Origin of the sequence: Pseudomonas sp. DCB_BI (assembly GCF_026240995.1) — a bacterium.
Classification (GTDB): Bacteria; Pseudomonadota; Gammaproteobacteria; order Pseudomonadales; family Pseudomonadaceae; genus Aquipseudomonas.
Map to the genome: position 1 here is coordinate 123,421 of NZ_JAPFCG010000015.1, position 24,095 is coordinate 147,515.

The following is a 24,095-nucleotide window of genomic DNA, read 5'->3' on the forward strand; positions in this document are numbered from 1 at the left end:
GATTCTGGGGCCGCTTTGCGGCCCCAATCACTCATGACTCAGGCCAGAACGCCCGAATTCCGGCTACACCTTGCGCCCCAGCCTCCCAGGCCTGCTCGCGCTCACCCGGCCCTACCCCACCCAGCAGATAGACCGGCTTGCTGAACCCCGCAATCAAACGCTGCGCCGCATCCCACCCCAGAGGCACCGCCTCGGGATGCGTCTGGGTTGCCTGCACCGGCGACAAGGTGACAAAGTCCACACCCATCTGCTCTGCCAGCGCCAGCTCCTCGGCACTGTGGCAGGACGCAGCCAGCCAACGCTCCTCGGGGAACGGCCGGCCCTTGGCGGCATACTTGCGCAGTTGCGCCGCCGTCAGGTGCCAACCGGCCGCCGGGAAATCCCCCAGCCACTCCAGCGGCCCCTTGAGCATCAGCTGCGCCTTGCCCGCACACAGCCCGACCGCATCCACCGCCACGTCGCGGTACTTGGGGTCATACATGTCCGGGGCACGCAACTGGATCAGGCGAATACCGTTGGCCACCGCCTTCTGAATGCCCTTGAGCATCTGCGGTACTTCCAGGCCATCCGGGGTGATCAGGTACTGGTCCGGCAAGCGCGCGGCAGCCACGATCGGCTTGTTGGCCTCAGGGAATTCGTATTGCGGCAAGTCGCGCGGGGCAACCCACGCCAGCGGCTGGCCTTCGGCGCCATGCGGCTCGCCAGTGAACGCCTCGACTTCGCGCACATCCAGCAGCACCTGTTTGTCCGGGTAGTCATGGCTGACCTTGATCAGCGCACGCGAACGGCTTACCTCGATACCCAACTCTTCACGCAACTCGCGCGCCAGCGCCGCTTCGACGCTTTCGCCCTCCTCCAGCTTGCCGCCGGGGAACTCCCACAGGCCGCCCTGGTGCTGGGTATCGGCACGCCGCGCAATCAAGATGCGGCCATCCGCGCCACGAATGACGGCCGCTACTACATGAATCCGTTTCACACTTCACACTCCCCCAAGGCCAGCTTGCAACCAGGAGGCGTGCAGCTCGTCGCCGATGATCAGGTAATAGCTCATGGTTCGGCTCCATTGGTTTGAGTAAGTCAGGGCTGCTTCGCAGCCCTTCGCGACGCAAGGCCGCTCCCACAGGATGCCCAGTCTGAATCAGGTACGGTACTCGGCGTTGATCTTCACGTACTCGTGGGACAGGTCGGTAGTCCAGATGGTTTCGCTGCACTGGCCACGGCCCAGTTCGATACGGATGGTAATTTCTTCCTGAGCCATCACTGCCGAACCCTGCGCCTCGGTGTAGCTAGGGCTACGGCCGCCCTGGCTGGCGATGCACACGTTGTCGAGGTACACGTCGATCAGGCTTACATCCAGCTCTGGCACACCGGCACGGCCAACGGCAGCGAGGATACGGCCCCAGTTCGGGTCGGAGGCGAACAGCGCGGTCTTGATCAGCGGCGAGTGGGCGACGGCGTAACCGACGTCCAGGCATTCCTGGTGGTTGCCACCACCATTGACCTGCACGGTGACGAACTTGGTCGCGCCTTCGCCGTCACGGACGATGGCCTGGGCCACTTCCATGCACACTTCGAACACGGCCTTTTTCAGCGCTTCGAACAGTGCGCCGCTGGCTTCGGTCACTTCCGGCAGATTGGCCTTGCCGGTGGCGATCAGCATGCAGCAGTCGTTGGTCGAGGTATCACCATCGATAGTGATACGGTTGAACGACTTGTTGGCACCGTCCAGCATCAGGTCCTTGAGCACCGCGGGGGCAACCTTGGCGTCGGTGGCGATGTAGCCGAGCATGGTGGCCATGTTCGGGCGGATCATGCCAGCACCCTTGCTGATGCCGGTGACGGTAACGGTCACGCCATCATGCTGGAACTGGCGGCTGGCGCCCTTGGGCAAGGTGTCGGTGGTCATGATGCCGGTGGCGGCTTCAGCCCAGTGGTTTTCCGACAGGTTGTCGAGGGCGGCCTGCAGCGCGCCTTCGATCTTCTCGACCGGCAGCGGCTCGCCAATTACACCCGTGGAAAACGGCAAGATCGACTCGGCAGGCACGCCAGCCAGTTCGGCCAGCTTGGCGCAGGTGCGCTCGGCAGCAGCCAGGCCTGGCGCGCCGGTACCGGCGTTGGCATTGCCGGTGTTGGTCAGCAGGTAACGCACGGTGCCCTGTACGCGCTGCTTGGACAGGATCACCGGCGCGGCGCAGAAAGCGTTGAGGGTGAACACACCCGCCACGCTGGAGCCTTCGGCACAGCGCATGACCACCACATCCTTGCGCCCTGGGCGCTTGATGCCGGCAGAAGCGATGCCGAGTTCAAAACCCGGAACCGGGTGCAGGGTGGGCAAAGGACCAAGACCAACAGCCATTTAGAGCGCTCCTAGAAATTACGGTGAAATGATGAAGGAAGAGCGGGGCCGCTTCGCGTCCCATTCGCGGCACAAGGCCGCTCCCACAAGAGCATCGCAACCCCCAGAGCAGGCGCGATTCATGTGGGAGCGGCCTTGTGCCGCGAATGGGCCGCACAGCGGCCCCCGATTTGTCACGTTACAGCGAGTGAATCAGATCACTCGATCTGACCATGGCAATGCTTGAACTTCTTGCCCGAACCACACCAGCACGGCTCGTTGCGGCCCAGCTTCAGGTCGTTGCGCACCGGCGCCGAGGCAACTGCCACTTCGGCACCCTCCTCGCTCAGCTGCTCGCTTTCCAGGCCAGGGGCAGCGGCGTGCTGGAACTGCATGCGGCTGGCCAGTTCCTCGGCTTCGCGACGCAGGCGGGCTTCTTCTTCGGCCGGGTCTTCGCGACGAACCTGGACGTGCGACAGCACGCGGATGGTGTCGCGCTTGATCGACTCCAGCAGCTCCTGGAACAAGCTGAACGACTCGCGCTTGTACTCCTGCTTCGGGTTTTTCTGCGCATAGCCGCGCAGGTGAATACCGTGACGCAGGTGGTCCATGGTCGACAGGTGGTCTTTCCACAGGTCGTCCAGCACGCGCAGCAGGATCTGCTTCTCGAAGGTACGCAGGGCGTCGATGCCGGCCTGGTCTTCCTTCTCGGTGTAGGCGGTGGTGATCTCGCTCAGCAGCTTCTCGCGCAGGGTTTCTTCGTAGAGGTGATCGTCCTCGTCGAGCCACTGCTGGATCGGCAGTTTCATGGCGAAATCGCTGGCCAGCGAAGCTTCCAGGCCGGCCACGTCCCACTGCTCGGGCAGCGATTGCGGCGGAATGTGCTGGCTGATGGTAGCGTCCAGGACTTCCTGACGGAATTCGACGATGGTGTCGCCGATGTTCTCGGCGGCCAGCAGGCTGTTGCGCATGTGGTAGATCACCTTGCGCTGCTCGTTGGCCACGTCATCGTATTCAAGCAACTGCTTGCGGATGTCGAAGTTGCGGCCTTCGACCTTGCGCTGGGCTTTCTCGATGGCATTGGTGACCATGCGGTGCTCGATGGCCTCGCCCGACTGCATGCCCAGGGCCTTCATGAAGTTCTTCACCCGGTCAGAGGCAAAGATGCGCATCAGGCTGTCTTCGAGCGACAGGTAGAAGCGGCTGGAACCCGGGTCGCCCTGACGGCCGGAGCGGCCACGCAGCTGGTTGTCGATACGGCGCGATTCGTGGCGCTCGGAAGCGATCACGTGCAGACCACCGGCTTCGATCACCTGCTGGTGACGCTTCTGCCAGTCGGCCTTGATCTGGGCGATCTGCTCGGCAGTCGGGCTTTCCAGCGTGGCCACTTCGGCTTCCCAGTTACCGCCCAACAGGATGTCGGTACCACGGCCTGCCATGTTGGTAGCGATGGTCAGCGCACCCGGGGCGCCGGCTTGCGCGATGATCTCGGCTTCCTTCTCGTGGTACTTGGCGTTCAGTACCTTGTGGTCGATGCCTTCCTTCTTCAGCAGGTTCGACATGTGCTCGGAAGTTTCGATCGTGGCAGTACCCACCAGGATCGGCCGGCCCTGTTTCATGCTTTCCTTGATGTCGGCGATGATCGCGGCGTATTTCTCGTCGGCGGTCAGGTACACCAGGTCGTTGAAGTCTTTACGCGCCAAAGGCTTGTTCGGCGGAATGACCATCACGTTGAGGGCGTAGATCGACTGGAACTCGAACGCTTCGGTGTCGGCGGTACCGGTCATGCCGGACAGCTTGGTGTACAGGCGGAAGTAGTTCTGGAAGGTGGTCGAAGCCAGGGTCTGGCTCTCGGCCTGGATATTCAGGTTTTCCTTCGCCTCGATAGCCTGGTGCAGGCCTTCGGACAAGCGACGGCCCGGCATGGTGCGGCCGGTATGCTCGTCGATCAGCAGGACCTGGCCGTCCTGGACGATGTATTCGATGTTGCGGTGGAACAGCTTGTGCGCACGCAGGCCGGCGTAGACGTGGGTCAGCAGGCCCAGGTTGTGCGCCGAGTACAGGCTCTCGCCTTCCGCCAGCAAGCCGGCCTGGGTCAGCATCTCTTCGATGAACTGGTGACCGGCTTCGTTCAGCTCGACCTGGCGGCTCTTCTCGTCGATGGTGAAGTGGCCTTCCTGGGTGACCTGGCCTTCGACCTCTTCGATGTGCTGGGTCAGGCGCGGGATCAGGCGGTTGATCTCGATGTACAGCTTGGAGCTGTCCTCGGCCTGACCGGAAATGATCAGCGGGGTACGCGCTTCGTCGATGAGGATGGAGTCGACTTCGTCGATCACGGCGAAATTCAGCTCGCGCTGGAATTTCTCGTCCTGGCTGAACGCCATGTTGTCGCGCAGGTAGTCGAAACCGAATTCGTTGTTGGTGCCGTAGGTGATGTCGGACGCATAGGCGGCGCGCTTTTCTTCAGGCGGCTGGAAGGCCGAGACGATGCCGACCGACAGGCCGAGGAACTCGTAGAGCGGGCGCATCCAGTTGGCGTCACGACGGGCCAGGTAGTCGTTGACGGTGACCACGTGCACGCCCTTGCCGGACAGTGCGTTGAGGTACACCGCCAGGGTACCGACCAAGGTCTTGCCTTCACCGGTACGCATTTCTGCGATCATGCCCTCGTGCAGGGTCATGCCGCCGATCAGCTGCACGTCGAAGTGGCGCATGCCCATCACACGCTTGCCGGCTTCACGGGCCACGGCGAAGGCTTCGGGCAGCAATTGGTCCAGTGTCTCGCCTTTGGCCAGACGCTCCTTGAACTCTGCGGTCTTGCCCCGCAGTTGCTCGTCGGAGAGGGCCACCATCTTCTCTTCGAAGGCATTGACGATACTCACCGTCTTGAGCATGCGTTTGACTTCACGCTCGTTCTTGCTTCCAAAAAGTTTTTTTAACAAAGGCGCAAACATATCGGCAGGATCTTCCACACGTAGGGATGGAGGGCGGCCCCATGAGTCGCCCGTGCAGCCCTTAGGCCGCATGCGAACGAGCATTCTACCCGGAAACGATGGTGAGGAAAGTGGTGGATTTCCACGATGCTATTACAGCGTTTTGGCGGGGGCTTGTCTTAGATAGGGGCATTTTCCCTGAGTTCAAGCCTTGGCAACATGAAAGCTATCGAGAACTAGTCTTATCTCTCGCGCCCCTGCCACCCCCTCGCGGACATGCCCACGAAGAGGCCGGTGCAGACTACAGAGGTGGTAAACTGCTGATCTTGTCACCTCATGCACGGTCCCATGGCCTATAAACCCTCCCCCGCGCAGCCCCCTTCGGCCCTGCTGCGCCAGGTGCGCCCGCTGCGCCTGCTGCTGAACCAGGCCGAACGCCTGGAGTACTTGCAGCGCCTGCTGGAAAGCCAGTTGCAGCCGGCCGCCCGCGAGCACTGCCACGTGGCGTCCTGGCGCGATGGCACGCTGCTGCTGGTGGTCACCGACGGCCACTGGGCAACCCGCTTGCGCTATCAGCAGAAACGTCTGCTGGCGGCGTTGCAGGCCATGGAGGCCTTCGGCAACCTCAGGCGTATTCTGTACAAGGTGCAGCCGCCGCTGGTGCCGGCCAAACGCGGCGGGCATGCCGCCGAGCTGTCCAATAGCGCCGCCGAGAGCTTGCGTGATACCGCCGAGGGCATCACCGACCCCAAGCTGCGTGCAGCACTGGAACGGCTGGCCGCCCACGCCCAACACAAGCCATAAAAAAGGCCACCCGAAGGTGGCCTCAATGAACTAGAGAGTGTTCGAACTTACACGGCCGCGACAGGGCGCATGTACGAGATCGGTGCCGTACTGGCATCTTCGAAAGTGACCACTTCCCAGGCATCGGTTTCAGCAATGAGCTTGCGCAACAGCTGGTTGTTCAGCGCGTGGCCGGACTTGTAGCCCTTGAACTCGCCGATCAGGCTGTTGCCCAGCAGATACAGGTCGCCAATGGCGTCGAGGATCTTGTGCTTGACGAATTCGTCATCGGAACGAAGGCCGTCTTCGTTGAGCACACCAGTCTCGTCGACCACGATGGCGTTCTCGACACTGCCACCCAGCGCAAGGTTGTGCTTGCGCAGGTACTCGATGTCACGCATGAAGCCGAAGGTGCGGGCGCGGCTGACTTCCTTCACGAACGAGGTGCTGGAGAAGTCGACAACCGCACTCTGGGTCTGGCCCTTGAGGACCGGGTGATCGAAGTCGATCTCGAAGCTCACCTTGAAACCGTCGAAAGGCAGGAAAGTGGCGCGCTTGTCGCCCTCTTCCACAGTTACCTCACGCAGGATGCGGATGAACTTCTTGGCTGCGTCCTGTTCTTCCAGGCCGGCAGACTGAATCAGGAATACGAAGGGACCGGCGCTGCCATCCATGATCGGCACTTCCGAGGCGGAGAGCTCGACGTAGGCGTTATCGATGCCCAGGCCCGCCATGGCGGAGAGCAGGTGCTCGACCGTATCGACCTTGACGTCACCGTTGACCAGCGTCGTCGACATGGTTGTCTCGCCGACGTTGGCCGCACGCGCAGGAATCTCGACCACAGGGTCGAGGTCGGCGCGGCGGAAGACGATGCCGGTGTCAACAGGTGCAGGCTTGAGGGTCAGGTATACCTTCTCCCCGGAGTGCAGACCGACACCTGTGGCACGGATGGTATTCTTCAGGGTGCGTTGTTTAATCATGGCATTGGCCGCTTCAGCGCAAATTGCGAACAGGTATCAACAAAGGCTGGGGATGATAACAGACCCAACCTTTGATGAATACCAATCACCTTTATACCCCTGATAAATTCCATTAATCAGCCTGACGACGCAGGAATGCCGGGATATCGAGGTAGTCCAGGTCATCCTGAGGGTTCAGTTTAGCGGCTGCGGCAGCACCTGCATGGGCCTGGTTACGCATCACGGTCGGGCGCTCCAGGTCACGGTAGTTGACCGCTGGCTGCTCTTGACGAGCCGGCGCCGGGTTGGAGGCTTCATACGCCTGCTGAGCAGTCTGCAGGGTGTTGTCGACCACCTTCACAGGCTTCTCGATGCGCGCGCCCAGGCCGGTGGCCACCACGGTCACGTGCAGTTCGTCACGCATGTCCGGGTCGATCACGGTGCCGACCTTGACCATGGCGTGGTCGGAGGCGAAGGCTTCGATGATGCTACCCACGTCGGAGTACTCACCCAGCGACAGGTCCGGGCCTGCGGTGATGTTCACCAGGATGCCGCGGGCGCCCTGCAGGTTGACGTCTTCCAGCAGCGGGTTGCGGATCGCTGCCTCGGTGGCTTCACGGGCGCGGTTCGGGCCGCTGGCACAGCCAGTACCCATCATCGCCATGCCCATTTCGCCCATCACGGTGCGTACGTCGGCAAAGTCGACGTTGATCATGCCCGGACGCTTGATGATGTCGGAAATACCGCGCACCGCACCGGCCAGTACATCGTCGGCCTTGGCGAACGCGGACAGCAGGCTGGCGTCCTTGCCCAGGATGGTCAGCAGCTTCTCGTTGGGGATGGTGATCAACGAGTCGACGCTTTCAGCCAGCATGCGGATGCCTTCATCGGCGATCTGCATGCGCTTGCGGCCCTCGAACGGGAACGGACGGGTCACCACGGCAACGGTGAGAATGCCCATTTCCTTGGCCACTTCGGCAATGATCGGTGCGGCACCGGTACCAGTACCACCGCCCATGCCAGTGGTGATGAACACCATGTTGGTGCCCTGCAGCACTTCAGCGATGCGCTCACGGTCTTCCAGTGCAGCCTGACGGCCGACTTCCGGATTGGCACCGGCACCCAGGCCCTTGGTCACGCCAGTGCCCAATTGCAGGATGGTGCGCGCGCCAATGTTTTTCAGCGCCTGGGCATCGGTGTTGGCGCAGATGAATTCCACGCCTTCGATGCTGCTCTTGACCATGTGGTTGACGGCGTTGCCGCCACCACCACCAACGCCGATCACCTTGATGACCGGGCTTTGCGGGACGTTGTCTACGAGCTCGAACATTTTCCCTCTCCTTACAGTTCTCTAGTTGTTGCGCCTACCACTACTGCTTTGAAACTTAGAAGTTGCCCTGGACCCACCGCTTGAAGCGCTCAAGCACTGGGGCCTTCGGTTCATCGCCATAGCTGTTGCTGCTGCTGTTGCCGGTCAGGGGCAGGTCTTCGGACTGCTTCTGCAGGCCGTAGGTGAGCAAGCCCACGCCGGTGGAATAGATCGGGTTGCGCACCACGTCGCTCAGCCCCCGAACGCTGTGCGGCACGCCCAGGCGTACCGGCATGTGGAAGATTTCCTCGGCCAGTTCCACGGCGCCTTCCATCTTCGCGGTGCCGCCAGTGAGGACGATGCCGGCCGGCACCAGGTCCTCGTAGCCGCTGCGGCGCAGTTCGGCCTGGATCAGGGTGAAGAGCTCGTCGTAACGTGGCTCTACCACCTCGGCCAGGGCCTGGCGCGACAGCTCGCGCGGTGGGCGATCGCCCACGCTTGGCACCTTGATGGTCTCACCGGCGCCGGCCAGTTTGGCCAGGGCGCAGGCGTAGCGGATCTTGATTTCTTCGGCGTACTGGGTCGGCGTACGCAGGGCCATGGCGATGTCGTTGGTCACTTGGTCGCCGGCAATCGGGATTACCGCGGTGTGACGGATAGCGCCCTCGGTGAAGATGGCGATGTCGGTGGTGCCGCCACCGATGTCCACCAGGCACACGCCCAGCTCCTTCTCATCGTCGGTCAGCACCGAGTAGGCCGAGGCCAGCTGCTCGAGGATGATGTCGTCGATTTCCAGGCCGCAGCGGCGTACGCACTTCTCAATGTTCTGCGCCGCGTTTACCGCGCAGGTGACCACGTGCACCTTGGCCTCAAGGCGTACACCCGACATGCCCAGCGGCTCGCGCACGCCTTCCTGGTTGTCGATCACGTAGTCCTGCGGCAGGGTGTGCAGCACGCGCTGGTCGGCCGGGATCGCCACGGCCTGGGCCGCGTCGAGTACACGCTCCAGGTCAGCCAGGCTGACCTCGCGGTCACGGATGGCGACGATACCGTGGGAGTTCAGGCTGCGGATGTGGTTACCGGCCACACCGACGAATGCCGAGTGGATGCGGCAGCCGGCCATCAGTTGCGCTTCTTCGACGGCGCGCTGGATCGACTGCACGGTGGACTCGATGTTCACCACCACGCCTTTTTTCAGGCCGCGGGACGGATGAGTACCGATCCCGACGATTTCCAGGGTGCCGTCCTCGCCCACTTCGCCGACCAGCGCCACCACCTTGGAGGTGCCAATGTCCAGCCCGACGATCATTTTGCCGCTATGCGCGTTTGCCATGGTCCTGCCTCTCTCTAATTCTTCGCAACGGCGGGTTGGGCCGTCGTCGGTGCAATCGGTTCCCGCCAGCCAACGGCAAGTCCGTTGGAGTAACGCAGATCAATGCGGGCGATAGTGCTGATCTGGTCTTTGAGCGTTTTGTCGTAAATGGCAATGAAACGGCGCATCTTCTCCACCAGATGGTCGCGCCCCAGCAGCAGCTCGATGCCTGGCCCGGCGCTGCTCGCACCGGTAGTCAGGAACCAGCTGCCTCGCTCGCGCAGCTCCAGGCGAGCGATGGAAAAGCCCAGGGGGCGCAGCATCTGGCTCAATACCTGATACTGCTGCATGACTTGTTGCTGGGCACGCTGTGGCCCGGCCAGTTGTGGCAGGTGTTCGTAGTTGGCCAGCTCGCGCGGGGTGAAGGCCTGGCCCTGGTTGTTGAGCAAGGCCTCGTCCCCCCAGCGTGCTACCGGCAGTTGCTCTTCAAGGCGGATCACCACCTCGTCGGGCCATACGCGGCGCACTTCGGCGTGAGCGATCCACGGCATCTGCTCAAGCTCCGCGCGCATCGCTGGCAGGTCGACACTGAAGAAGCTCGCCGCCACGTAGGGCGCGATCCGCTGCTGCACCGACTGCTGGCTGATGTAGCTGAGGTCGCCCTGCACGTCGATTTTGGTAATCGGCCGGTCGGCGTACGGCATCAGGCGAATGGCACCCTCGTAGGCGCCAAAGCCTGCCGCTACCAGCAGCACCGGCCACAGCAGGCGCTTGAGGCCGCCCAGGCTTGGCCGCGGCAGGCGCGCCGATACGGGCTCGTCGGCCACCAGCCGGCTGGCACCACGCGGCACCGGCTTGCTACGGCCGGTAACGGGTTGCTGCTGACGTATCATCGCGCCTTGCATGATGGTTAACCTCGCGTCGCCATGCTTTCGGCCAGGATCGCCAGCACCAGTTGCTGGAAGTCCAGGCCGGCCGCGCGGGCCGCCATGGGCACCAGGCTATGATCAGTCATGCCGGGTGCGGTGTTGACTTCGAGCAGCCAGAACCGGCCCTGCTCGTCCTGCATCACGTCCAGACGCCCCCAGCCTTCGATGCCAATGGCGTCGCAGGCACGTGCGGTCAGGTCGATCAGTTCCTGTTCCTTGGCGCTATCCAGGCCGCACGGGATGCGGTACTGGGTATCGTTGGCGATGTACTTGGCGTCGTAGTCGTAGAACACGTGCGGTGTACCCAGGGCGATCGGCGGCAGCACCTGGCCGCGCAGTACCGCGATGGTGAACTCCGGGCCGTGGATCCACTGCTCCACCAGTACCTGGGAATCGTATTTGGCGGCTTCCTGCCAGGCGGCGACCAGCTCCTGGGCGCTGTTCACCTTGGCCATGCCGATGCTAGAGCCTTCATGGGCGGGTTTGACGATAAGCGGGAAGCCCAGTTCCGTACTGGCTTGCAAACAATCGTTTTCGCTCGCCAACACCGCGTGGCGCGGGGTTGGAATACCCAGGCTCTGCCACACCTGCTTGGTGCGCAGCTTGTCCATGGCCAGCGCCGAGGCAAGGATGCCGCTACCGGTGTAGGGGATACCCAGGCACTCCAGCAGGCCTTGCATGCTGCCGTCTTCGCCGCCGCGACCGTGGAGGATGATGAAGGCGCGGTCGATCTTCTCGCTTTGCAGGCGTTCGAGCAGGTCGTCACCGACGTCGATGGCGACCACGTCGACACCGGCCTTGGTCAACGCGTCGATCACCGCGGCGCCGGACTTCAGCGACACCTCGCGCTCGGCGCTCTTGCCACCATACAGCACAGCAACGCGGCCGAACGCTGTCACGTCCAGGGTCGAGTGCAGCTTGTCGTAGGCGCTGGTCATTTCGACTTCTCCTGCTTGGCGCCAGCGAACAGCGGGCTTTTCATCAACTGCGGGGCCAGGCCACCGACATCACCGGCACCCTGGCAGATCAAGATGTCGCCAGCGCGCAGCAGTGGCTTGACCAGCGGCGCCAGTTCGGCACCGCGCTCGATGTAGATAGGGTCCAGCTTGCCGCGCTGGCGGATGCTGTGGCACAGCTGGCGGCTGTCGGCACCTGGGATCGGCTCTTCACCGGCCGGGTAGACCTCCATCAGCAGCAGCACGTTGGCATCGCCCAGCACCTGGACAAAATCGTCGTACAGGTCGCGGGTGCGGCTGTAGCGATGTGGCTGGTAGACGATCACCAGGCGGCGGCTTGGCCACCCACCACGCACGGCCTTGATCACCGCCGCCACTTCGGTCGGGTGGTGGCCATAGTCGTCGACCAGCATCACGCTGCCGCCGTCGACCGGCAGTTCGCCGTACACCTGGAAGCGTCGGCCGACACCCTGGAAGCCGGACAGGCCCTGGATGATGGCCTCGTCAGTGATGCCTTCGTCGGTGGCGATGGCGATGGTCGCCAAGGCGTTCAGCACGTTGTGGTTGCCGGGCATGTTCACCGACACCTCCAGCGGCTCGCGGTCACGGCGCAGCACGGTGAAGTGGGTCTGCATGCCCTGCTGGCGAACGTTGATGGCGCGGATATCGGCCTCTTCGCTAAAGCCGTAGGTCACGGTCGGACGCTTCACCTGCGGCAGGATTTCGCGCACGACCGGGTCGTCCAGGCACATCACTGCCAGACCGTAGAACGGCAGGTTGTGCAGGAACTCGACGAAGGTTTTCTTCAGTTTGTTGAAGTCGCCTTCGTAGGTTGCCATGTGGTCGGCATCGATGTTGGTGACCACGGCCACCATCGGCTGCAGGTGCAGGAAGCTGGCGTCGCTTTCGTCGGCTTCGGCGATCAGGTAGCGGCTGGTGCCCAGCTGGGCATTGGTACCGGCTGCGGTCAGACGGCCGCCAATGACGAAGGTAGGGTCCAGGCCGCCGGCGGCGAATACCGAGGCCAGCAGGCTGGTGGTGGTGGTCTTGCCGTGAGTACCGGCGACAGCCACGCCGTGGCGGTAGCGCATCAGCTCGGCCAGCATTTCGGCACGTGGCACCACCGGGATGCGACGCTCGAGGGCAGTGGCAACCTCTGGGTTGGCCGGGTTGATGGCACTGGACACCACCAGAACATCGGCGGTCGCAGCATTCTCGGCGCGGTGGCCGACAAAGATCTCGGCGCCGAACGATTCCAGGCGCTCGGTGACCGGCGAGGCTTTCAGGTCGGAACCGGACACTTCATAGCCCAGGTTCAGCAACACTTCGGCAATGCCACACATGCCCACACCGCCGATACCGACGAAATGGATACGGCGGATACGGCCCATCTTTGGCTGGGGCATGGCTTTCTGGCTCTCAACCATGGGCCACCTCCAGGCAGATGTCGACCACGGTGCTGGTTGCGGCAGGTTTGGCCAGGCGCCGTGCGGTGCCTGCCATGACGTTGAGTTTCTCGGGTTGCATCAGCACCTCGTTCAGGCGTTCAGCGAGCTGCGCTGCGCCAGTTGTCGCTTGCGGCATCAGGAAGGCAGCGCCTTCGCGGGCCAGATATTGGGCGTTGTGGGTCTGGTGGTCGTCGATCGCGTGCGGCAAAGGCACCAGCATCGAAGGCAAGCCTGCTGCCGCCAGCTCGCTGACGGTCAGGGCTCCGGCCCGGCACACCACCATGTCGGCCCAGCCATAGGCCTGGGCCATGTCTTTGATGAAAGGCTCTACCTGAGCCGTGACACCTGCCTCGTGATAACGCTCGGCGGTGATCGGCGCGTGTTGCTTGCCGGCCTGGTGGAACACCTCTGGCCGCAACGCGGCGGGCACTTCGGACAGGGCCTTAGGCAACAATTTGTTCAATGGTTCCGCACCCAGGCTGCCCCCCAGCACCAACAAGCGTGCGCGGCGCTCGACCAAGGGCGCACGTTGGGCGTCCATGAACAGCTCCGGGCGCACCGGGTTGCCAGTGGTGCGACGCTTGTCGCTGGCCTCGAAGGTGTTCGGGAAAGCTTCGCAGACCCGCGCAGACAGTGGCACCAGCAAGCGATTGGCGGTACCGGCCCGGGCGTTCTGTTCGTGGATCACCAGCGGCACACCGCAGAGCCGCGCGGCCACGCCGCCGGGGCCAGTCACGTAGCCGCCAAAGCCCAGTACGCAGACCGGCTTGAGCTGGCGAATGATGCGCCGGGCCTGCAGCACGGCCTTGACCAAGGTGAACGGTGCCTTGAGCAACGACAGCTTGCTTTTGCCGCGCAGGCCGCTGACCTGGATCAGGTGCAAGGGCAGACCGGCCTGTGGCACCAGTTCGTTTTCGATGCCACGCGGGGTGCCCAGCCAGTGCACGCTGTAGCCGCGCGCCTGGAACTCCCGGGCGCAGGCCAGGGCCGGGAAGACGTGCCCCCCGGTACCACCGGCCATGATCAGTACGTTCTTGCCATCAGCGGCCATGACTGGTCTCCTCGGCAAAATCGCTTTCACTGAATTCATGTTCCTCGCTACCCAGGTGCGTGCGGCTTTCCCACTCGATGCGCAGCAACAGCCCCACGCAGGCGCAACAGATCACCAGCGAGCTGCCCCCATAGCTGAGGAATGGCAAGGTCAGGCCCTTGGTCGGCAGCAGGCCGACGTTCACGCCGATATTGATCAGGAACTGGCCAATCCACAGGAACGCCAGGCCGAACGCCATGTAGGCGGCAAAGAACTGCTTGGCCTTCTCGGCCCACAGGCCGATGTACAGGGCTCGCACGGTCACGAACACGAACAGTGCGATGGTCACCAGCGAGCCGACCACACCCAGCTCTTCAGCCAGTACCGAGAACACGAAGTCGGTGTGCGCTTCAGGCAGGTAGAACTGCTTCTGTACGCTGTTACCCAAGCCCACGCCCAGCCATTCGCCACGGCCGAAGGCAATCAGCGCCTGGGTCAACTGGTAGCCAGAACCGAACTGGTCGGACCACGGGTCGGTAAAGGTGATCAGGCGCGCCATCCGGTAGGGTTGCGCCTGCACCAGCACGAACACTGCGACCACCGCCAGCACCACCATCAGACTGAAGCGGAACAACCCCACCCCGCCGAGGAACAGCATGGCCGCCGCCGCGCCCATCATCACCACGGTGGCGCCGAAGTCAGGCTCCATCAACAGCAGGCCGGCCATCGGCAGCAGCACAATGAACGGCTTGAAGAAGCCCATCCAGCTTTCGCGCACTTCGGTCTGCCGACGCACCAGGTACCCGGCCAGGTAGATGACCACGAACACCTTGGCAATTTCCGAAGGCTGCACGTTGAAGAAGCTGAAGCCGATCCAGCGCATCGAACCGTTCACTTCACGGCCGATACCCGGCACCAGCACCAGCACCAGCAAGCCAAAGGCGCCAATCAGCATCATGAAGCCCATGCGCTGCCAAGTGGCGATCGGCACCAGCAAGGTGGCGCCACAGGCGACCAGGCCGAGGAACACGTACACCAGGTGGCGGAACATGTGGTACAGCGGGTTGCCCGACTGCACCGCAGCCACTTCCGACGAGGCCGAAGTGATCATCACCAGGCCCAGGCCGAGCAAGGCCAGGCAACCGGCAAGCATCGGGAAGTCGAGGTCAATGCCACGGCCACTGATCAGCGGCGACGGATAAGGCTTGAGGATGCCGAAGATCATGCAAGGCCTCCCGCTGCCTGGGCGAACAGGCGGCCGCGTTCTTCGAAGTTTTTGAACATGTCGAGGCTTGCGCACGCCGGCGACAGCAGCACGGCATCGCCAGCCTGAGCCAGTTCGGCACATTGCTGCACGGCGTCGTCGAGGGTCTTGACCCGGACCAGTGGCACCTCATCGCCCAGGGCCTCGGCGAGGCGCTCGGCATCACGGCCAAGCAACACCACGGCACGGCAGAAGCGCTTGACCGGCTCGCGCAATGCGGTGAACTCGGCACCCTTGCCGTCGCCACCGGCGATCAGCACCAGTTTGCCTTCGATATCGGCCCCCAGGCCTTCGATGGCGGCCAGGGCCGCCCCGACGTTGGTAGCCTTGGAATCGTCGTACCAGCTCACGCCATTGCGCTCGCGAACCCACTGGCAACGGTGGGCCAAGCCCCCGAACGCCCGCAGGGCTTCAAGCATAGGCTCGAATGGCAACCCGGCAGCATGGCCCAGCGCCAGCGCCGCCAGGGCATTGCTCTGGTTGTGCGCGCCACGAATCTTCAGCTCGCGCACCGGCATCAGCGCCTGGAATTCGAATGCCAGGTATTTCTCACCCTCCACTTCGCGCAGGCCGAAGGCCTTGAAGTCAGGTTGGTTGAGGCCGAAGGTCCAGCATGGGCGACCTTCCACCGGCAACGGCCGGCTGAGGGCGTCCTGGCGATTGACGACAACCTGCTTGGCACCCCGGAAGATGCGGTGCTTGGCCAGGTGGTAGGCGGGCAGGCCGCTGTAGCGGTCCATGTGGTCTTCGCTGATATTCAGCACGGTGGCCACTTCGGCGTTCAGCTGGTCGGTGGTTTCCAGCTGGAAGCTGGACAGTTCCAGCACGTACAGCTCGACGTCATCGGCCAGCAGGTCCAGCGCCGGAGTACCCAGGTTACCGCCCACGGCCACGCGCTTGCCGGCCTTGGCGGCCATTTCGCCGACCAAGGTGGTGACAGTGCTCTTGGCATTGGAGCCGCTGATGGCAATGATCGGCGCCTTGGCGTTGCGGGCGAACAGCTCGATGTCGCCGGACAATTGCACGCCGCGTGCGGCGGCCTGCTGCAAGGCCGGGGTGGCCAGGGCCAGGCCCGGGCTCACGTACAGCTCGTTGGCGCGGCACAGGAAGTCCACGTCCAGCTCCCCACAGCGCACTTCCACCTGCGGGTAATCACGGCGCAGGGTGTCCAGTTCCGGCGGTTGCTCGCGGGTGTCGGCGACCGCAAAGGCAATGCCCCGGCTCGCCAGGAAGCGAACCAGGGACATGCCGCTCTTGCCGAGGCCGACAACGATGCGGAATTGGTCGGAAGCGATCAAGGACACGCTCATCTACCTCAATTTCAGGGTTGCAAGGCCAATCAGTACCAGGATCACGGTGATGATCCAGAAGCGGACGATCACACGGGGCTCTGGCCAGCCCTTGAGTTCAAAGTGGTGGTGGATCGGCGCCATGCGGAACACGCGCTTGCCGGTCAACTTGAAGGAGGCGACCTGAATCACCACCGACAGGGTTTCCACGACGAAGATGCCGCCCATGATGAACAGGACAATTTCCTGGCGCACGATCACGGCGATGGTGCCCAGTGCGGCGCCCAGCGCCAGCGCGCCGACGTCACCCATGAACACTTGTGCCGGGTAGGTGTTGAACCACAGGAAGCCCAGGCCGGCACCGATCAGCGCGCCACAGAACACGATCAGCTCGCCCGAACCCGGCACATAGGGGATCAGCAGGTATTCGGCGAACTTCACGTTACCCGACAGGTAGCAGAAGATGCCCAGCGCGCCCCCGACCATCACCGTCGGCATGATTGCCAGGCCATCGAGGCCATCGGTGAGGTTGACCGCGTTGCTGGAGCCAACGATGACGAAGTAGGTCAGCACAACGAAGCCGACGCCCAGCGGAATGGTGACGTCCTTGATGAACGGCAGGATCAGCGTGGTCTCGACGCTGGTCGGCGCGGTTTTGTACAGGAACACTGCTGCCGCCAGGCCGAACACCGACTGCCAGAAGTACTTCCAGCGACTCGGCAGGCCACGCGAGTTCTTCTCGATCACCTTGCGATAGTCGTCGACCCAGCCGATGGCACCGAACGCCAGGGTGACGATCAGCACCACCCAGACGTAACGGTTGCTCAGGTCGGCCCACAAGAGGGTGCTGACGGCGATGGCCGACAGGATCAGCGCGCCACCCATGGTCGGCGTGCCGGACTTGGACAGGTGCGATTGCGGGCCGTCGTTGCGCACGGCCTGGCCGATCTGGCGAATTTGCAGGGTACGGATCATCCACGGGCCCAGCCACAGCGCCAGGGACAACGCGGTCAGTACACCCAGGATCCCGCGCAAGGACAGGTACTGGAAGACCGCGAAGCCTTTGTGGAACTGTTGCAGATACTCGGCCAACAGCAGCAGCATTAATGTTTCTCCCCGCTGGAACCGCACAATGCCGCAACGACGTTTTCCATCGCAGCGCTGCGCGAACCCTTGATCAAGATAGTTGTGTTGCCGGCATTTTCGGCGCTAACCGCGTCGATCAGCTCAGCTTGAGTAGCGAAATGGCGGCCATTGGCGCCGAACGCCTTGACCGCATGTGTCATGTTGGAACCCACTGCGTACAGGGCGTCGACCTTGCCACGCGCGTAGTCGCCCACCTGACGGTGGCCTTCTTCCGCCCATTGCCCCAATTCGCCGATATCCCCAAGCACCAGAACGGTGCGCCCGGAAAAGCCGGCGAGTATATCAATGGCCGCGCACATGGAGGTGGGATTTGCGTTGTAACTGTCGTCGATCACACGCGCGCCGTTCGGCGCGATCTGCGCCACGGTGCGGCCCTTGACCGGTTGCACGGCAGCCAGGCCGGCGGCGATGCCGCTCAGGCTCAGACCAACGGCATGCGCCGCAGCGGCAGCGGCCAGGGCGTTGCTGACGTTGTGCTCCCCCAGCAGATTGAGCTGCACGTCAACCACGTCGCCGGCGCCATGCAGCTTGAATGACGGACAACCACGGGCATCGCGACCGATGTCGCTGGCATGGAAATCGGCATTGGCGTTGCTGCGGGCAAAACTGACGACCTTGTGGTTACCGGCACGGGTCTTCCAGATAGCAAAGGCTTTGTCATCCAGGTTGAGAATGGCGATGCCGCCCTCGCCCAGGCCCTCAAGGATTTCGCCCTTGGCCTCGACAATCTTCTCCGGGCCGCCGAACTCGCCCACATGGGCCGTACCGGCGTTGTTGATGATGACCACCTGCGGCTGGGTCAGCCCGACGGTGTAGCGGATTTCGCCAATGCGCGAAGCACCCAGTTCGATCACCGCGGCGCTGTGCTCCGGGGCGATCTCCAGCAAGGTCAGCGGCGCGCCGAGGTCGTTGTTGAGGTTGCCACGGGTAGCGTGCACCAGGCCACGGGTGCGCAGGATGCTGGCCAGCATCTCCTTGACCGTGGTCTTGCCGCTGGAACCGGTAATGGCTACCACTGGCTTGTCGTAGGCCGCACGGTTCAGTGCGCCGAGCTTGCCCAGCGCCAGGCGGCAGTCGGCCACCAGCAACTGCGGCAGGTCGACACCAGGAACTTCACGCTCGACCAACGCCGCGACGGCGCCTTTGGCTTTCACGTCAGCCAGGTAGTCATGGCCATCGAAACGCGGGCCGACCAGGGCGACGAACAGTTGCCCGGCGTTGACGCTACGGCTGTCGATGCTGACGCCGGTGAACGTGGCGTCGGCACCGACCTGTTGACCAATCCCTGCAGCAGCCAGCTGGCTGAGCGACATCGGCTTAATCATGTGGAGCCTCCCAGGCTGCAAGTGCCTTTTCGGCTTCGAGCAAATCGGAGAAAGCATGGCGCTCGCCATTGATCTCCTGGTAATCCTCATGCCCCTTGCCGGCCAGCACGATCACGTCGTTGGCAGCAGCTGAGGCGATCAGGTGCGCAATGGCGTCTCCACGGCCGGCGACGAACTCGACGTCATCAGGCTGGGTGAAACCGGGGCGAATGTCGTTGAAGATGCCCAGCGGGTCTTCGGTACGCGGGTTGTCGTCGGTGACCAGCACGCGGTCGGCCAGGCGCTCGGCCACTTCGGCCATCAGCGGGCGTTTGCCGCGATCACGGTCGCCGCCGCAGCCGAACAGGCACAACAGCTTGCCGTGGGCATGCGGGCGCAGGGCTTCGAGCACTTTTTCCAGGGCGTCCGGGGTATGCGCGTAGTCGACCACCACCAGCGGTTTGTCGCCGCCGCCCAGGCGCTGCATGCGGCCGACCGGGCCTTGCAGTTGCGGGATGACCTTGAGGATCTCGTCCAGCGCGTAGTCCAGCGCCAGCAGGGTTGCGACGGCGGCGAGCATGTTGCTCAGGTTGAAGCGGCCGAGCAGCTGGCTGCGCAGTGTGCGCTCACCTTGGGCAGTGACGAGCGTGGCGCGTACGCCATCGTCGTTGAATACGGCTTCCCGACAAAACAGCGACGCGTCCGGGTTTTCCAGGCTGTAGCTGATCAGCCGGGTCTCGATACGATCGGTCATCGGCTTGCGGGCGAAATCGTCAGCCAGACGGCGACCGAAGTCATCGTCCAGGTTGACCACCTGGCAACGCAGGCTCGGCCAGGCGAACAGCTTGGCCTTGGCGGCCTCATAGGCCTGCATGCTGCCGTGATAGTCGAGATGGTCGCGGGACAGGTTGGTCATCACCGCGATGTCGAATTCCAGCGCGGCGACGCGGCCTTGCTCCAAGGCATGGGAGGAAACCTCCATGGCCACGGCCTTGGCGCCGGCTTTCTTGAGGTCGTTCAGCGTCGCCTGCACGGCGATCGGGTCCGGTGTGGTCAGGCGCCCGCTCTGCAGCTCGCCGTAGAAGCCGGTACCCAAGGTGCCGATCAGGCCGCAACGCTGGCCGAGCAGGTCGAGCGCCTGGGCGACTAGTTGGGTGACACTGGTCTTGCCGTTGGTACCGGTCACACCGACCAGGTTCAGCTGGCGGCTAGGCTCGCCATAGAAGCGACCGGCGATGTCCGACAGCTGGGCAATCAGGCCCTTGACCGGGATCAGCGGCACATCGGTCAGCGGCAGCACATTGGCGCCCTGCTCCTCGTAGGCAACGGCGGCAGCACCACGGGCCAGGGCATCGGCGATATGCTCGCGGCCATCGACCTTGGCGCCCGGCACCGCCAGGAACAGGTCACCTGCGCGCACATTGCGGCTGTCCAGGGTCAGCTCACGGATCAGCGGGTCACGGCTGGCGTGGGCGAAAAGTTTGCTCAATGGCATTGTCATCATCCACGCCCTCCGTTGGCGGCTGCTGCATTGACTTGCGATTGCACGGCGGGCGCTTGCGCCGGCACGGGTGCTGGCGGCGGCAGGTTGTCTGGCGGCACGTTCATCAAGCGCAGGGTGCCGGACATGACCTTGCTGAATACCGGCGCCGACACCAGGCCGCCGAAGTAACCACCCTTGCCGGGTTCGTCGATGACCACGACGATCGCGTAGCGCGGGTCGCTCATCGGCCCGAAGCCTGCGAACAGCGAGCGGTAGGCGTTTTCGGTGTAGCCCTTGGAACCCACGGTGGCCTTACGCGCGGTACCGGACTTGCCGGCTACGTGATAGAACGGCACCTGGGCGCGGAACACCCCGCGTGGCGCTTCGATCACCTGCTGCAGCATGCCCTGCACGGTTTCGGCGGTTTCCTTCGGAATGGCCTGCACGGCCTCCGGGGCCTTGTCGACCTTCAGGATCGACAGCGGCACCATCTTGCCGTCGTTGGCGAGCGCCGCGTAGGCGTGCACCAGCTGCAGGGCAGTGACCGAAACGCCGTAGCCATAGGACAGGGTCGCAGTCTCGGCCTTGCGCCACTCGCGATGGTTGGGCAGGTTGCCGACGCGCTCGCCCGGGAAGCCAAGGCCGGTGTACTGGCCCAGGCCGACCTGGGACATGACCCGGTAAATCGCTTCGCCGCCAATATCGAAGGCAATCTTGCTCATGCCGACGTTACTGGAGTTGATCAGGATGCCGGTCAGGTCGAGGATCGGCCCCTCGCTGCGCGACACGTCCTTGATGGTGTAGCGGCCGATCTGCAGGCTGCCCGGGTACACCTCGACCTTGTCGCTGGGCTTCCAGCGGCCGCTCTCCAGTGCCGCGCTCATGGAGATCGGCTTGACCGTGGAACCTGGCTCGAACACGTCGATGATCGCCCGGTTACGCATGGCCGCCGGGAACATGCTGCGGCGGTTGTTGGGGTTATAGGTTGGCTGGTTGACCATGGCCAGGACTTCGCCGGTCTTGACGTCCATGATCACCAGGCTGCCGGCCTTTGCATCCTGCTCGGCGATGGCATTGCGCAGTTCGCGGGTGGCCAGGTACTGCAGGCGCAGGTCAATCGACAACGCCAAGGTCTTTCCGGCCTTGGCGTTCTTGGTTACCTGAATGTCCTTGATCAGCCGGCCGCGCCGGTCCTTGATCACCTGGCGCTTGCCAGGCACGCCGGCCAACCACTCGTCATACGCCAGCTCTACCCCTTCGCGACCGTGGTCGTCGAGGTCGGTGAAGCCAACCATGTGCGCGGTGACATCGCCGGCCGGATAGAAGCGACGGAACTCTTCCAGGCCGTAAACGCCCGGTACTTTCAGGTCGAGCACGTGCTGGCCCTGCTCCGGGGTCAGCCCGCGGACCAGGTAGATGAATTCCTTGCTGGCCTGCTGGGTCAAGCGCTCGGTCAGCTGCTGGGGGTTTTGCCCCAGCGCCGCGGCCAGCTGCGGCCAGCGCTCTTTGGAGGCCTGCATTTCCTTGGGGTTGGCCCACAGCGTGGTGACCGGAGTACTCACGGCCAAAGGTTCACCATTGCGGTCGGTAATCAACCCTCGGTGCGCCGGGATCGGGATGTGACGCAGGCTGCGCGCATCGCCCTGGCCCTTGAGGAAATCGCGGTCGACAACCTGCAGGTCGATGATGCGCCAGCAAATCGCACCGACCATGATCGCCAGCAAGCCGATCACGACACGGAACCGCCACGGGTAAAGTGCACCTTCGAGCTTCATCATGGCGCCACCATCCGTACTTCATCAGCGGAAGGCACACGCATCTTGAGTTGCTCGGAGGCCAGGTTCTCGATGCGGCTGGCAGCAGTCCAGGTGCTCTGTTCAAGGATCAGCCGGCCCCATTCGGCCTGGGCCTTGTCGCGCTCGTTCAGTTCACCGTACAGGGTGTTGAGCAGCTGGCGGTTCCAATGCGCGCTGTAGGACACGGCAATGGCTGAAACCAGGACGCCAACGAACAGCAGAAGCATCAGGAAGCTTCCGCCTGGCAAGGGTTTGGCAAACAGCCTGCTCACCGCAGCTTCTCCGCCACACGCATCACGGCGCTACGCGACCGCGGGTTGGCCTTGAGCTCGGCTTCGGAGGCGAACTGAGCCTTGCCGATGAGCTTGATCTTCGGCTCGAAGACCTTGTGCTGGACCGGCAAGTTGCGCGGCAGGTTATCGGCTTCGCCCTTCACCAGCTTGCGCATGAACAGTTTGACGATACGGTCTTCCAGCGAGTGGAAACTGATGACTGCCAGGCGACCGCCGACCTCAAGCGCATCGAGCGCGGCCTCAAGGCCCGCCTCAAGGTCACCCAGCTCGTTGTTGACGTGGATCCGCAAGCCCTGGAAGGCACGCGTAGCCGGGTTCTTGCCCTTTTCCCAGGCCGGGTTGGCCACTTTGAGCACTTCTGCCAAATCGGCGGTACGGGTGAACGGCTGCTTTTCGCGGCGCTCGACCACGGCACGTGCCATGCGCCCGGCAAAGCGCTCCTCGCCGTACTCCTTGAACACGCGAGCGATTTCTTCCACTGGCGCAGTAGCAATGAACTCGGCAGCGCTCACCCCCTGGTCCGGGTTCATGCGCATGTCCAGCGGGCCGTCATTGAGGAAGCTGAAACCACGCTCTGGGTCGTCCAGCTGGGGCGAGGACACCCCCAGGTCCAGCAGCACGCCGCTGACCTTGCCGTGCAGGCCACGCTCGGCCACTTCCGCGCCCAGCTCGGCAAAGCTGCGCTGCACAATGACAAAGCGGCCGTCTTCGGCCGCCAGCGCTTGCCCGGTGGCAATCGCTTGGGGATCTTTATCGAAACCCAGCAGCCGCCCTTGCGGCCCGAGCTTGCTGAGAATCAGCCGACTGTGTCCGCCACGGCCGAAAGTGCCGTCCAGATAGCAACCGTCGGCGCGCAGGGCCAATGCCTCGACAGCTTCGTCGAGCAGGACGGTGATGTGGTTGAAGCCGCTATCTATGGTCACAGGATCAGGTCACGCAATTCGTCGGGCATGGCGCCCGGTTGTTGAATAGCTGCAAGGTCGGCTGCCGAAACCGCGTTCCAGGCATCTTCATCCCACAGCTGGAATTTGTTCAGTTGCCCCACCAGCATCGCCTTCTTGTCGAGCTTGGCGTATTCACGCAGGCGGGGCGGCACCAGGAAACGCCCACTGCCATCGAGCTCCAGGTCAACCGCATTACCGATCAGCAAACGCTGCAGGCGGCGGTTTTCCTCACGCAACGATGGCAAGGCACGCAACTTGGCTTCTATCTGTTCCCACTCATCGAGCGGGTATACACACAAGCAGGGGTCTACGGCGTCGATGGTCACGATCAGCTGACCATTGCAACGCGAATCGAGCTCGTCACGGTACCGGCTCGGCATGGCGAGACGGCCCTTGGCATCGAGGCTGACGGCGTTGGCTCCGCGGAACACGGCTGCGATTCCCCACAATGTTAGCTTTTTTGTGCCAGAAAACCCACTTCATCCCACTTTCTGCCACTTGCGCACACTATAGGAATCCGCCCGCTGCACCGTCAAGGCACGTTCGGAAGGAAAAGCCTTACAGGACCGAGATTTAGCGCGA

20 protein-coding genes are annotated in these 24,095 nt (G+C 63.3%); 1 reads left to right on the forward strand and 19 read right to left on the reverse strand.

Going from position 1 to position 24,095, the window contains the following annotated elements:
- Positions 1 to 31: 31 nt before the first annotated feature.
- From OO258_RS17510 to secA, 3 genes are all read right to left on the reverse strand, one after another.
- A complete protein-coding gene (locus OO258_RS17510; RefSeq protein WP_266031866.1) occupies positions 32 to 976 on the reverse strand; it encodes a Nudix family hydrolase in 945 nt (314 codons plus the stop codon).
- 162 nt (positions 977 to 1,138) lie between these two features.
- A complete protein-coding gene (gene argJ / locus OO258_RS17515; RefSeq protein WP_110742615.1) occupies positions 1,139 to 2,356 on the reverse strand; it encodes a bifunctional glutamate N-acetyltransferase/amino-acid acetyltransferase ArgJ in 1,218 nt (405 codons plus the stop codon).
- Between the two features lie 197 nt (positions 2,357 to 2,553).
- Positions 2,554 to 5,289 carry a preprotein translocase subunit SecA gene (gene secA, locus OO258_RS17520; protein WP_266031867.1) on the reverse strand — a complete coding sequence of 912 codons (2,736 nt, stop codon included), beginning with the start codon at positions 5,287 to 5,289 and terminating at the stop codon, positions 2,554 to 2,556.
- Between the two features lie 327 nt (positions 5,290 to 5,616).
- Between secA and OO258_RS17525 the strand changes: the two genes are divergently transcribed.
- Positions 5,617 to 6,072, forward strand: a complete 456-nt coding sequence (locus OO258_RS17525) for a DUF721 domain-containing protein (RefSeq protein ID WP_110742612.1) — start codon at positions 5,617 to 5,619, stop codon at positions 6,070 to 6,072.
- Positions 6,073 to 6,119: 47 nt separating this feature from the next.
- On the opposite strand, the gene lpxC is transcribed toward OO258_RS17525, so the two are convergent.
- The 16 genes from lpxC to mraZ form a co-directional block, all read right to left on the reverse strand.
- Positions 6,120 to 7,031, reverse strand: coding sequence for a UDP-3-O-acyl-N-acetylglucosamine deacetylase (gene lpxC, locus OO258_RS17530; RefSeq protein WP_003260771.1), 912 nt, complete (start codon positions 7,029 to 7,031; stop codon positions 6,120 to 6,122).
- Between the two features lie 112 nt (positions 7,032 to 7,143).
- Positions 7,144 to 8,340 carry a cell division protein FtsZ gene (ftsZ, locus tag OO258_RS17535; protein ID WP_012274054.1) on the reverse strand — a complete coding sequence of 399 codons (1,197 nt, stop codon included), beginning with the start codon at positions 8,338 to 8,340 and terminating at the stop codon, positions 7,144 to 7,146.
- Positions 8,341 to 8,395: 55 nt separating this feature from the next.
- A complete protein-coding gene (ftsA, locus tag OO258_RS17540; protein ID WP_110742611.1) occupies positions 8,396 to 9,652 on the reverse strand; it encodes a cell division protein FtsA in 1,257 nt (418 codons plus the stop codon).
- A gap of 14 nt (positions 9,653 to 9,666) precedes the next feature.
- On the reverse strand, positions 9,667 to 10,536 hold the full coding sequence (locus OO258_RS17545; RefSeq protein ID WP_025340544.1) for a cell division protein FtsQ/DivIB: 870 nt from the start codon (positions 10,534 to 10,536) through the stop codon (positions 9,667 to 9,669).
- A gap of 5 nt (positions 10,537 to 10,541) precedes the next feature.
- Complete coding sequence (locus OO258_RS17550) at positions 10,542 to 11,498, reverse strand: D-alanine--D-alanine ligase (protein ID WP_110742610.1); 957 nt, start codon at positions 11,496 to 11,498, stop codon at positions 10,542 to 10,544.
- Positions 11,495 to 12,943, reverse strand: a complete 1,449-nt coding sequence (gene murC, locus OO258_RS17555) for a UDP-N-acetylmuramate--L-alanine ligase (RefSeq protein WP_266031868.1) — start codon at positions 12,941 to 12,943, stop codon at positions 11,495 to 11,497. Before murC ends, OO258_RS17550 begins: the two co-directional genes overlap by 4 nt.
- On the reverse strand, positions 12,936 to 14,015 hold the full coding sequence (gene murG, locus OO258_RS17560; RefSeq protein WP_110742609.1) for an undecaprenyldiphospho-muramoylpentapeptide beta-N-acetylglucosaminyltransferase: 1,080 nt from the start codon (positions 14,013 to 14,015) through the stop codon (positions 12,936 to 12,938). The genes murC and murG overlap by 8 nt, the downstream gene beginning before the upstream one ends.
- Positions 14,005 to 15,219: a putative lipid II flippase FtsW gene (gene ftsW / locus OO258_RS17565; protein ID WP_416309214.1), complete on the reverse strand. Its 1,215-nt coding sequence runs from the start codon at positions 15,217 to 15,219 to the stop codon at positions 14,005 to 14,007. The genes murG and ftsW overlap by 11 nt, the downstream gene beginning before the upstream one ends.
- Positions 15,216 to 16,562 carry a UDP-N-acetylmuramoyl-L-alanine--D-glutamate ligase gene (gene murD, locus OO258_RS17570; RefSeq protein WP_266031869.1) on the reverse strand — a complete coding sequence of 449 codons (1,347 nt, stop codon included), beginning with the start codon at positions 16,560 to 16,562 and terminating at the stop codon, positions 15,216 to 15,218. The genes ftsW and murD overlap by 4 nt, the downstream gene beginning before the upstream one ends.
- 6 nt (positions 16,563 to 16,568) lie before the next feature.
- On the reverse strand, positions 16,569 to 17,651 hold the full coding sequence (gene mraY, locus OO258_RS17575; RefSeq protein WP_003251852.1) for a phospho-N-acetylmuramoyl-pentapeptide-transferase: 1,083 nt from the start codon (positions 17,649 to 17,651) through the stop codon (positions 16,569 to 16,571).
- Positions 17,651 to 19,018 carry a UDP-N-acetylmuramoyl-tripeptide--D-alanyl-D-alanine ligase gene (locus OO258_RS17580; RefSeq protein WP_266031870.1) on the reverse strand — a complete coding sequence of 456 codons (1,368 nt, stop codon included), beginning with the start codon at positions 19,016 to 19,018 and terminating at the stop codon, positions 17,651 to 17,653. Before OO258_RS17580 ends, mraY begins: the two co-directional genes overlap by 1 nt.
- A complete protein-coding gene (locus OO258_RS17585; protein WP_266031883.1) occupies positions 19,011 to 20,498 on the reverse strand; it encodes a UDP-N-acetylmuramoyl-L-alanyl-D-glutamate--2,6-diaminopimelate ligase in 1,488 nt (495 codons plus the stop codon). The genes OO258_RS17580 and OO258_RS17585 overlap by 8 nt, the downstream gene beginning before the upstream one ends.
- Positions 20,498 to 22,255, reverse strand: coding sequence for a peptidoglycan D,D-transpeptidase FtsI family protein (locus OO258_RS17590; protein ID WP_266031884.1), 1,758 nt, complete (start codon positions 22,253 to 22,255; stop codon positions 20,498 to 20,500). Before OO258_RS17590 ends, OO258_RS17585 begins: the two co-directional genes overlap by 1 nt.
- Positions 22,255 to 22,548 (reverse strand): cell division protein FtsL, encoded by a 294-nt coding sequence (ftsL, locus tag OO258_RS17595; protein ID WP_110742605.1) that lies wholly within the window; start codon positions 22,546 to 22,548, stop codon positions 22,255 to 22,257. The genes OO258_RS17590 and ftsL overlap by 1 nt, the downstream gene beginning before the upstream one ends.
- Positions 22,545 to 23,492 (reverse strand): 16S rRNA (cytosine(1402)-N(4))-methyltransferase RsmH, encoded by a 948-nt coding sequence (rsmH, locus tag OO258_RS17600; RefSeq protein WP_110742604.1) that lies wholly within the window; start codon positions 23,490 to 23,492, stop codon positions 22,545 to 22,547. Before rsmH ends, ftsL begins: the two co-directional genes overlap by 4 nt.
- The gene (gene mraZ / locus OO258_RS17605) at positions 23,489 to 23,944 is read right to left on the reverse strand and encodes a division/cell wall cluster transcriptional repressor MraZ (protein ID WP_004575120.1); all 456 of its coding nucleotides are present in this window, start codon (positions 23,942 to 23,944) and stop codon (positions 23,489 to 23,491) included. Before mraZ ends, rsmH begins: the two co-directional genes overlap by 4 nt.
- Between the last annotated feature and the right edge of the window lie 151 nt (positions 23,945 to 24,095).

Coding starts and splice junctions, on each gene's coding strand:
- ftsA (WP_110742611.1), bottom strand. CDS start 9,652: ATGGCAAACGCGCATAGCGGCAAAATGATCGTCGGGCTGGACATTGGC.
- OO258_RS17525 (WP_110742612.1), top strand. CDS start 5,617: ATGGCCTATAAACCCTCCCCCGCGCAGCCCCCTTCGGCCCTGCTGCGC.
- ftsW (WP_416309214.1), bottom strand. CDS start 15,219: ATGATCTTCGGCATCCTCAAGCCTTATCCGTCGCCGCTGATCAGTGGC.
- mraY (WP_003251852.1), bottom strand. CDS start 17,651: ATGCTGCTGCTGTTGGCCGAGTATCTGCAACAGTTCCACAAAGGCTTC.
- OO258_RS17580 (WP_266031870.1), bottom strand. CDS start 19,018: ATGATTAAGCCGATGTCGCTCAGCCAGCTGGCTGCTGCAGGGATTGGT.
- murG (WP_110742609.1), bottom strand. CDS start 14,015: ATGGCCGCTGATGGCAAGAACGTACTGATCATGGCCGGTGGTACCGGG.
- argJ (WP_110742615.1), bottom strand. CDS start 2,356: ATGGCTGTTGGTCTTGGTCCTTTGCCCACCCTGCACCCGGTTCCGGGT.
- lpxC (WP_003260771.1), bottom strand. CDS start 7,031: ATGATTAAACAACGCACCCTGAAGAATACCATCCGTGCCACAGGTGTC.
- ftsZ (WP_012274054.1), bottom strand. CDS start 8,340: ATGTTCGAGCTCGTAGACAACGTCCCGCAAAGCCCGGTCATCAAGGTG.
- OO258_RS17585 (WP_266031883.1), bottom strand. CDS start 20,498: ATGACAATGCCATTGAGCAAACTTTTCGCCCACGCCAGCCGTGACCCG.
- murC (WP_266031868.1), bottom strand. CDS start 12,943: ATGGTTGAGAGCCAGAAAGCCATGCCCCAGCCAAAGATGGGCCGTATC.
- OO258_RS17550 (WP_110742610.1), bottom strand. CDS start 11,498: ATGACCAGCGCCTACGACAAGCTGCACTCGACCCTGGACGTGACAGCG.
- secA (WP_266031867.1), bottom strand. CDS start 5,289: ATGTTTGCGCCTTTGTTAAAAAAACTTTTTGGAAGCAAGAACGAGCGT.
- OO258_RS17545 (WP_025340544.1), bottom strand. CDS start 10,536: ATGCAAGGCGCGATGATACGTCAGCAGCAACCCGTTACCGGCCGTAGC.
- OO258_RS17590 (WP_266031884.1), bottom strand. CDS start 22,255: ATGAAGCTCGAAGGTGCACTTTACCCGTGGCGGTTCCGTGTCGTGATC.